This window comes from Nocardia sp. NRRL WC-3656, from assembly GCF_000720265.1.
GTDB lineage: Bacteria > Actinomycetota > Actinomycetes > Mycobacteriales > Mycobacteriaceae > Nocardia > Nocardia nova.
Map to the genome: position 1 here is coordinate 1 of NZ_JOJF01000136.1, position 275 is coordinate 275.

The 275-nt window shown below is 61.8% G+C and carries 1 protein-coding gene; it reads right to left on the reverse strand.

Annotated features, from left to right (window positions below):
• Positions 1-275 (reverse strand): acyltransferase domain-containing protein (locus IG65_RS36395; protein ID WP_030519025.1); only part of this gene is annotated, 275 nt, incomplete at both ends.

Consider the following 275-nt stretch of genomic DNA (forward strand, 5'->3'; position numbering starts at 1 on the left):
ACGCGCCGCCACCAACACACACGCATCCTCGAGCGACAACACACCCGCAATATGTGCGGCAGCGACCTCACCGATGGAATGACCCGCCACCACATCCGCCCGCACACCCCACGACTCCAGCAGCCTGAAGAGCGCCACCTCGAACGCGAACAAACCCGCCTGCGCGAACACCGTTTGATCGACCAGATCCCCGTCGGCCAACGCATCCGACAGCGAAACAGACTTTCCCAGAGCAGATTCCAGCACATTCACGATCGCGTCGAAATGCTCGGCGA